8 protein-coding genes are annotated in these 8,706 nt (G+C 71.7%); all 8 read left to right on the forward strand.

The genetic code is table 11. The annotated features are described in order from the left end of the window. Positions 1–10 precede the first annotated feature (10 nt). A complete protein-coding gene (locus VFL99_RS15410) occupies positions 11–1,078 on the forward strand; it encodes an isocitrate/isopropylmalate dehydrogenase family protein (RefSeq protein ID WP_325107238.1) in 1,068 nt (355 codons plus the stop codon). Then, positions 1,075–2,634 carry an ABC transporter substrate-binding protein gene (locus tag VFL99_RS15415; RefSeq protein WP_325107239.1) on the forward strand — a complete coding sequence of 520 codons (1,560 nt, stop codon included), beginning with the start codon at positions 1,075–1,077 and terminating at the stop codon, positions 2,632–2,634. Before VFL99_RS15410 ends, VFL99_RS15415 begins: the two co-directional genes overlap by 4 nt. Before the next feature lie 101 nt (positions 2,635–2,735). Then, positions 2,736–3,686: an ABC transporter permease gene (locus tag VFL99_RS15420; RefSeq protein WP_325107240.1), complete on the forward strand. Its 951-nt coding sequence runs from the start codon at positions 2,736–2,738 to the stop codon at positions 3,684–3,686. Between the two features lie 49 nt (positions 3,687–3,735). Further along, complete coding sequence (locus VFL99_RS15425) at positions 3,736–4,623, forward strand: ABC transporter permease (RefSeq protein ID WP_462283439.1); 888 nt, start codon at positions 3,736–3,738, stop codon at positions 4,621–4,623. After that, positions 4,620–5,759 (forward strand): ABC transporter ATP-binding protein, encoded by a 1,140-nt coding sequence (locus VFL99_RS15430; RefSeq protein WP_325107241.1) that lies wholly within the window; start codon positions 4,620–4,622, stop codon positions 5,757–5,759. The genes VFL99_RS15425 and VFL99_RS15430 overlap by 4 nt, the downstream gene beginning before the upstream one ends. Continuing rightward, entirely contained in the window at positions 5,756–6,694 is a 939-nt protein-coding gene (locus VFL99_RS15435; protein WP_325107242.1) for an ATP-binding cassette domain-containing protein, read from the forward strand. The genes VFL99_RS15430 and VFL99_RS15435 overlap by 4 nt, the downstream gene beginning before the upstream one ends. Beyond that, the gene (locus tag VFL99_RS15440) at positions 6,691–7,881 is read left to right on the forward strand and encodes a P1 family peptidase (protein ID WP_325107243.1); all 1,191 of its coding nucleotides are present in this window, start codon (positions 6,691–6,693) and stop codon (positions 7,879–7,881) included. The genes VFL99_RS15435 and VFL99_RS15440 overlap by 4 nt, the downstream gene beginning before the upstream one ends. 247 nt (positions 7,882–8,128) lie before the next feature. Continuing rightward, on the forward strand, positions 8,129–8,706 hold a 578-nt coding region (locus tag VFL99_RS15445; protein WP_325107244.1), incomplete at its 3' end, for an aldehyde dehydrogenase family protein.

An 8,706-nucleotide genomic window follows, 5' to 3' on the forward strand; every position in this document is an offset into this window, starting at 1 on the left:
CGGAGAGCGGATGTCGGTGCGGGTGGCGGTCATCCCCGGGGACGGGGTGGGGCCGGAGGTCGTCGAGGCGACGCTGCCGGTCCTGCGTGCTGCCCTGGACCGCCAGGGCGAGTCCCTCGAGATCACCGAGCTCGACTGGGGCGGCGAGCGATTCCTGCGCGAGGGGGCGGCGATGCCGGCCGACGCCGCGGAGGTCGCGCGAGCCCACGACGCGGTGCTGTTCGGCGCCGTCGGCCGACCGGATGTGCCCGACGACGAGCTGGTGTGGGGGCTGATCATCGGTCTGCGCCAGCAGCTCGACCTGGCTGTCAACATCCGGCCGGTGCGCGCGTTCGCGGGGGTGCCGACGCGCGTGCGCGGCACCGACGGGGTCGACCTGGTCATCGTCCGGGAGAACACCGAGGGTGAGTACACCGGCGCCGGCGGGCTGGTCCACGCCGGCACCGGCGACGACCTGGCCGTGGAGGTCGCCGTGCACTCCCGCCGGGTCATCGAGCGTGCCGCCGAGCACGCCTGCCGGCTGGCCGAGCAGCGCACCGGCCGGCTCGCGCTGGTCACCAAGTCCAACGCGATGCGCCACGGCTACCCGCTGTGGGACCGGGTGGTCCGGGAGGTCGCCGAGCGGCACCCGGAGGTCGAGCTGGAGACGGTCCTCGTCGACGCCATGGCGGCCCGGATGATCCAGGCCCCACGCTCGCTGGACGTCCTGCTCGCGAGCAACCTGTTCGGCGACATCCTGTCCGACCTCGCGGCCGTCCTCGCTGGCGGCATGGGGATGGCCCCGAGCGCCAACATCCTGCCCGGCGGTGACGTGCCCGGCGTCTACGAGCCGGTCCACGGCTCCGCCCCCGACATCGCCGGCCGGGGCCTGGCCAACCCGACGGCCTGCCTGCTGTCCGGCGCCCTGCTGCTCGAGGACCTCGGGCACGACAAGGCCGCCGACCTCGTCCGCGAGGCCGTCGCCACAACCCTGGCCGATCCTCACCACCACACGCCCGACCTGGGCGGCCGCGCCAGCACCACCGACCTCGCCGCAGCCGTCCTGCGCCAGGTCACCGACCAGATGGAGACACGATGAGCCCACGACACCTCAGGACGGCCGGAGCGCTCGTCGCCTCCGTCGCGCTCTTCGCCACGGCCTGCTCGGCCGGTTCGACCACGTCCGGGACCCAGAGCACGGGTCAGGCCAGCGGCAGCCAGGGCGGTGCCGGCGGCGGCTCCGGGCAGTCCAACGAGGCGCTGACCATCGGCCTGGCCGCGGAGCCGGCCAGCCTGGACTTCAGCACCACCGACGGTGCCGCCATCCCGCAGGCGCTGCTCTACAACGTCTACGAGGGCCTGGTCCAGCTGAACCAGCAGGGTGACATCGTCCCGGCGCTGGCCACGTCGTGGGACATCTCCAAAGACCGCAAGACCTACACCTTCCACCTGGTCGACAACGCGAAGTTCACCAACGGCCACACCTTCACGGCCCAGGACGCGGTCTACTCCATCAACCGGGTCAAGAAGGACTGGACCATCTCGCTGAAGTCGGCGATGGACGTCGTCGCGGACGCGCAGGCGGTCAATGCGACCACCCTCAAGGTCAAGCTCACCCACCCGAGCAACGACTGGCTCTACCGGATGACCACCCGCATCGGCGCGATGATGACGCCGTCCGGGGTGAAGACCATCGCCACCAAGCCGGTCGGCACCGGCCCCTACGTCTTCCAGGACTGGAAGCGGGGCGACTCGATCACCTTCCAGCGCAACGCGAACTACTGGGGCAAGAAGCCCTACTACAAGACGGTCACCTTCAAGTACTTCAAGGACCCCACGGCCCTCAACAACGCCCTGCTGACCGGCACCATCAACGTCATCGGCACGGTCCAGGCGCCGGAGTCGCTCAAGCAGTTCACGAGCAACAACAAGTACGAGGTGATCGAGGGCACCACCAACGGTGAGGTCGTCCTCTCCTTCAACAACAGCCGTCCCCCGTTGAACGACAAGCGAGTTCGCCAGGCGATCCGCTACGCGATCGACCACAAGGCGCTGCTCGACACCTGCTGGGCCGGCTACGGCAAGCTCATCGGCAGCATGGTGCCGCCGACCGACCCGTGGTACGAGGACCTCACCGGCATGTACCCGCACAACGTGGCCAAGGCGAAGTCGCTGCTCAAGGCCGCTGGTGCCCAGCACGCCACCCTGCGCCTGCGCGTCCCCACCCTCCCGTATGCCGTGTCGTGCGGGACCGTGGTCAAGAGCCAGCTCCAGCAGGTGGGCCTGAACGTCAAGATGGACCAGCTGGAGTTCCCCGCGGCCTGGCTGACCACCGTGTTCACCAACGCGAACTACGACATGTCGATCGTCGCCCACGTCGAGCCGCGTGACCTCGGTGCCGTCTTCGGGAACCCGAAGTACTACATCCGCTACAACAGCAAGGCGGTCCAGGAGGACCTCACGAAGGCCGACGAGGGGACCCAGCAGCAGCAGGTCGCCTTCATGAAGAAGGCCGCCCGCACCATCTCGGCGGACGCCGCGTCCGACTTCCTGTTCCTGCTGCCGAACCTCATGGTGGCGGACAAGGGGATCACCGGACTGCCCAAGAACGCGATCTCCGAGTCGTTCGACCTGTCCGACCTCGGCCGGTCCTGAGCCCCGCCGTCGCACCCACCTGGACCACCGCGACCACCCGGACCACCGCGATCACCTGGATCAGCCAACCCACCCGGATCACCCGACCCACCTGAGGACCCATGGCACCGCGCATCCTGATCCGCACCGGCGTGCTGCTGGTGAGCCTCGCGGTGAGCTCGGTGCTGGTGTTCGCCTTCATGGCGGTGCTGCCCGGGGACCCGGCGCGGGTCGCGCTCGGCGTGAACGCCTCACCGCAGGCGGTCGCCGAGCTGCACCACCGGTTCGGTCTGGACCGGTCGCTGCCCCAGCAGTACCTCAGCTGGGTCGGGGGTCTGGTGCACCTGGACTTCGGCACGTCCTACGTGTCGAACGCACCGATCGGGCCGCAGATCTCCGACCGGTTCCAGGTGACGCTGTGGCTGGTGGTCACCGCGATGGTGATCGCCGTCCTGATCGCCCTGCCGTTCGGCACGGTGATGGCGGTGCACCACCGCCGCCTGTCGGGGCTCGTGCTGTCCGGGCTGTCCCAGATCGGCGTGGCCGTCCCGGCATTCCTGGCCGGCATCCTGCTCATCACCGTCTTCGCGGTCCGGCTCGGTTGGCTCCCGGCCAACGGGTGGACGCCTCCCGCGCAGGACCCCGTGATGTTCGCCAAGCAGCTGGTGCTGCCGGCGCTCTCCCTCGGGCTCGTGCAGGGCGCCGTGCTCACCCGCTACGTCCGCAGCGCCGTGCTCGACGTGCTGCGCGAGGACTACCTGCGCACCGCCCGGGCCAAGGGGCTCCGGCCGATGCAGGCGCTGCGCAAGCACGGCATGCGCAACGCGGCGGTGCCCGTCGTCACGGTGCTGGCGCTGCAGCTGGTGACGCTGCTGATCGGCGCCATCGTCGTGGAGCGGGTGTTCGTGGTGCCCGGGCTCGGCAGCCTGCTGCTGGACTCGGTCTCCAACCGCGACCTGCTCATGGTGCAGGACGTCGTCATGCTGCTGGTCGTCGCGGTCCTGGTCGTCAACTTCCTGGTCGACCTGCTCTACCTCGTGATCGACCCGCGGATGAGGGCGGGGACGCGATGACCCGTCAGGGCGGTAGGACCGGCCGCCACGCGAGCAGAGGAGGTGCCCGATGAGCTCGCAGGAGATGATCGGCGCGATGCCGCTGGAGGCCGACGCGGTCACCAGCGACGCCGGGGCGCGGCGAGCGATCAGCCCCAGCCTCGTGGTCGGGGCGCTGCTGGTGCTCCTGGTCATCGGGATGGCGCTGGTGTCCTTCGTCTGGACCCCGCACGACCCGACCTTCGTGGACGCCACCCACCGCCTCGAGAAGCCGAACGGCACCTATTGGTTCGGCACCGACAAGTTCGGTCGCGACGTCTTCAGCCAGGTGCTCGTCGGGTCCCGCACGACGCTGTTCGTCGGCTTCGTGTCGGTCGGCGTGGCCGCCGTGGTCGGGGTACCGCTCGGCCTGCTCGCGGCGGTGGCGCCGCGCTGGGCCGGGGACACGCTCATGCGCGTCAACGACATCGTGCTGGCGTTCCCGGCGCTGCTGCTCGCGATCATGCTCACCGCCGTGTTCGGGCAGAGCACCTTCATCGCGATGATCGCGATCGGGGTGGCGACGATCCCCAGCTTCGCCCGGCTGATCCGCTCGGGTGCGCTGCAGGTGATGGGCACCGAGTACGTCCTCGCCGCCCGGGTCGCCGGCCACCGCACCGGCGCGATCAGCTGGCGGCACGTGCTGCCCAACGTCGGCAACCTGATCATCGTGCAGGCCTCGGTCTCGTTCGCGATCGCGGTGCTCGCGGAGGCCGCCCTGTCGTTCCTCGGATTCGGCACACCACCCCCGACGCCGTCGTGGGGACGGATGCTGCAGGAGAGCCAGGAGATGCTCTTCATCGCGCCCCGGCTCGTGGTGTTCCCGGGGGTGGCCATCGCCGTCGCGGTGCTCGGCTTCAACCTGCTCGGTGACGGCCTGCGCGACTACCTCGACCCCAAGCTGGAGGACCGCCGGTGAGTGCCCTGCCCGCCACCGACGCCCCGTTCGCCCGGCGGCCGGCCGAGGAGGCGGTCCTCGACGTGCGCGACCTCGGCGTCCAGGTGGGCAGCGGCGACGTCGCAGGAGCCGCGAGACACAGCAGCGGCGACGTCGCAGGAGCCGCGAGACACAGCAGCGGCGGCGTCGCCGGAACCGCGAGACACAGCAGCCGCGCCCTGGTGCGGGAGGTGAGCTTCTCCCTGGCCCGCGGCGAGCGGGTCGGCCTGATCGGCGAATCAGGCTCCGGCAAGTCGCTGACCGCCCTCGGCGTCATGGGGTTGCTCGCCGAGGGGCTGACCGCGACGGGGTCGGCCCGCGTCGCCGGCGTCGGTCACGACCTGATCGGCGCGGGGGAGAAGGCACTCGCCAAGGTGCGCGGCCGCGACCTGGCCATGGTGTTCCAGGAGCCGATGACGGCGCTCAACCCCACCATGCGGGTGGGGGAGCAGGTCGCCGAGGCGATGCTGATCCACCGCACCCGGCCGGACAAGCGCAGCGCCCGCCGTGCGGCGGTGGACCTGCTCGCCCAGGTGCGCCTGCCCGACCCGGGTGACGCGGCCCGCGCATACCCCCACCAGCTGTCCGGGGGGCAGCGGCAGCGGGTGGTGCTGGCGCTCGCGCTCGCCAACGACCCCGCGGTCCTGGTCTGCGACGAGCCGACCACGGCGCTCGACGTGACCGTGCAGGCACTCGTCCTCGACCTCATCGTGCGGGGGGTGCGGGCGCGGGAGGCCGCGCTGCTGCTGATCACCCACGACCTCGCCGTCGTCGCCACCGCGTGCGAGCGGGTGCTCGTGATGTATGGCGGCCGGCTGGTGGAGGCCGGCCCGGTCCAGCGGGTCTTCACCCGCCCCCGGCACCGCTACACCCAGGGCCTGCTCGCCGCGTCCGACCTGCTCGCCGTCGACGAGCGCGGGCGCCTGGCGACGATCCCCGGCTCGGTGCCGCCGGGCGGCCGGTTCCCGGCAGGCTGCGTCTTCCGCAACCGGTGCCCCTACGCCACGGAGGTGTGCGCGACCGTCCCTGCGTGGACCGGGCCCTCCGACGCGGACGGTTACGCCTGCCACCACCCGGCCGGCCCCGATGAGGGCTGGGGAGCAGGTGGTCCCCGGTGACCGAGCAGGCGACCCACCGCGATCCCGGTTCCCGCAGCGCGATTCGCGTGCGCGACCTGGTCCGCGACTACCGGCGACCGCGCACCTCCCTCACCAAGCCGGGCCCCGTGGTGCACGCCCTGCGCGGCGTGAGCTTCGACGTCGCGCCCGGCGAACGCTTCGGCATCGTGGGTGAGTCCGGTTGCGGCAAGTCGACGTTGCTGCGAATCCTCGCCGGCGTGGACCACCCCACCAGCGGCAGCGTGCAGGTGGACGGCTTCGAGGTAGCCGGCCGCTCCGAGCGACAACTGCGTCCCCTGCGGGAACGGCTGCAACTGGTCCTGCAGGACCCCATGAGCTCCTTGGACCCGCGAATGCGAGTCAAGGACATCATCGCCGAACCCCTTGTCGCGCAAGCCGCCTCCGGCCGCAGGAGCCGCGCGGCGGAGCAGCAGCGGGTGGCGGAGCTGCTGCGCGCGGTGGGCCTGCCCGCCGACGCGGCCAAGCGCTACCCGCACCAGTTCTCGGGCGGACAGCGGCAACGCATCTCGATCGCCAGGGCGCTGGCACCCCGGCCGAACATCCTGCTCGCCGACGAGCCGGTCAGTGCCCTCGACGTGTCCGTGCGCGCCCAGGTGCTCAACCTCATCACCGACCTCGTGGACGAGCTGCAGCTGACGCTCGTCTTCGTCTCGCACGACCTGTCCGTGGTGCGCCACCTGTGCCAGCGGGTCGCCGTGATGAGCGAGGGACAGGTCGTCGAGACGGGGCGGACCGAGCAGGTCTATGACCACCCGCAGCACCCCTACACCCAGCGGCTCATCGCGGCGGTGCCCAGCCTGCAGAAGGCCCTCGCCGGCGCCACCACCGCTGACCTCGCCGCCGCCGAGCTGCGCGAGATCGACGAGGAGCAGGCGGCGCCCGGCTGCGCCGCGGAGAGGACGACGACGGTATGACGTCCACGCAGCAACCCGGCGCGCCCTCACCGGACGAGCCCGGCACCGGGGCGGGCGAGGGCGTCCGGCCCGGCCCGACCAACAGCCTGGTGGACGTGGCCGGTCTGCGGGTCGGGCACGCCACCCGGCGAGGGGAGGGCTGGCTGACCGGCACGACCGTGGTGCTGGCGCCCGATCAGGGAGCCGTCGCCGGGGTGGACGTACGCGGCGGCGGCCCCGGCACCCGCGAGACCGACCTGCTCGACCCGCGCAACATGGTGGAGCGGGTGCACGCTGTGGTCCTCTCCGGCGGCAGCGCCTTCGGGCTGGCCACCGCCGACGGCGTGATGGAGCGACTCTTCGACGCCGGCATCGGACTGCCGATGGGGCAGCCGGGGGAGGTGGTGCCGATCGTGCCGGCGGCGGTCGTCTTCGATCTCGGACGTGGCGGCGACTTCGCCTGCCGTCCGGACCGATCGGTCGGTGCCGAGGCCTACGACGCCGCGGTCGGCTCGACCGACGGGGTGCCGCAGGGCGTGGTCGGGGCCGGCACCGGGGCGAAGGCCGGCGGCCTCAAGGGCGGCGTCGGGTCCGCCAGCGCGGTCCTGGCCGACGGCACCACAGTTGCCGCGCTCGCGGTCGTCAACGCCCTCGGGTCGTGCGTCGACCCCGAGACCGGGGAGCTGTACTCCGCGCGCTACGCGCTGCCCGGAGAGCTGCCGCAACTGCGGCGGCCCGCCACGGAGGAGGTTGCCGCGCACCGCGCCGACGTCGAGGCGCAGATCGCCGCCCTCGGGCTGCGGCCGGGCACCGCCACCACCATCGGAGTGGTTGCCACGGACGCCACCTTGACCAAGGCCCAATGCGCCAAGGTGGCCGGGATCGCGCACGACGGCATGGCCCGCGGGATCCGCCCTGTGCACACCATGTTCGACGGCGACACGGTGTTCACCCTCGCCACCGGCACCCGGTCCAGTCCGGACGCGTTCGCGTTCCACCGGCTCCTGGAGGTGGCGGCCGACTGCTTCACTCGCGCCATCGCGCACGCGGTCCTGTCCGCTGAGACGGTGGAGACGCCGGCCGGCCGTTGGCGCAGCTACCGCGACGCGTTCCCGTCCGCCTTTCTGCCGATCCCACCCGCTCCGCCGGCCCCTCCCGCCCCGCCCGCCCCCGACATGAGGAGAGCCCCGCCATCCGCACCGATCTAGGCACTTTCCCGCAGATCTAGGGAGATTCCCGTTGATCTAGGGATTCTCCTGCCGATCTAGGGAGATTCGCGTCGTTCTAGGGACTCTCCCTCCAATCTAGGGAGATTCCGCAAAGTCCCGAGATCGGGCGGAGAGTCCCGAGATCGGGTGGAGAGTCCCGAGATCGGGCGGAGAGTCCCGAGATCGGGCGGAGAGTCCCGAGATCGGGTGTAGTACCGACGACGTCGTCCACAGGAGATGATGAGCAGTGTCCGCCCAGACGAGCACCAGCACCGATGCCAGCGCCGAGCAGAAGGATGCCAGCGCCGAGCAGACCAGGGCCGGCGCCGAGCAGACCAGCGCCGAGCAGGCCAGCGCCGGTGCCCAGCAGGCCAGCGAATCGACCGAGGCCGCAGGTCTGTTCACCCCTCCTTACCCCGCGGGGCTCCCGGTGGGCGCGGGCTGGGTGAGTGAGACGGCATACGAGCCGGTGCGTTTCCCCTACGACGGGTCGCTGGTGGCGCAGGCGCCGGTGGGCGACGCGGAGCTGGCCGGACGGGCCCTCGACGAGGCCCTCGCCGTGCGGGAGCAGGTGGCCAACCTGCCGTCGCACGTCCGCCGCGCCGCGCTGCTGGGCGCGCACGCCGAGATCCGCGCCCGGCAGGACGAGTTCGAGCAGCTGCTCGTGCTCGAGACCGGCAAGCCGCTGGTCGACTGCAAGGTCGAGGTGGCCCGCACCCTGCTCACGCTGCAGACCGCCGCCGAGGAGGTGGCCCGGCTGCACGGGGAGACGGTGCCGCTGGACCTGCTGCCGAGCGGCGAGGGGCTGATGGGCTTCTGGACCCG

It is taken from the genome of Segeticoccus sp. (genome assembly GCF_035708005.1).

What these genes read in the sequence shown, in the direction of transcription:
- VFL99_RS15415 (WP_325107239.1), top strand. Translation starts at nt 1,075, where the DNA reads ATGAGCCCACGACACCTCAGGACGGCCGGAGCGCTCGTCGCCTCCGTC.
- VFL99_RS15425 (WP_462283439.1), top strand. Translation starts at nt 3,736, where the DNA reads ATGAGCTCGCAGGAGATGATCGGCGCGATGCCGCTGGAGGCCGACGCG.
- VFL99_RS15440 (WP_325107243.1), top strand. Translation starts at nt 6,691, where the DNA reads ATGACGTCCACGCAGCAACCCGGCGCGCCCTCACCGGACGAGCCCGGC.
- VFL99_RS15420 (WP_325107240.1), top strand. Translation starts at nt 2,736, where the DNA reads ATGGCACCGCGCATCCTGATCCGCACCGGCGTGCTGCTGGTGAGCCTC.
- VFL99_RS15410 (WP_325107238.1), top strand. Translation starts at nt 11, where the DNA reads ATGTCGGTGCGGGTGGCGGTCATCCCCGGGGACGGGGTGGGGCCGGAG.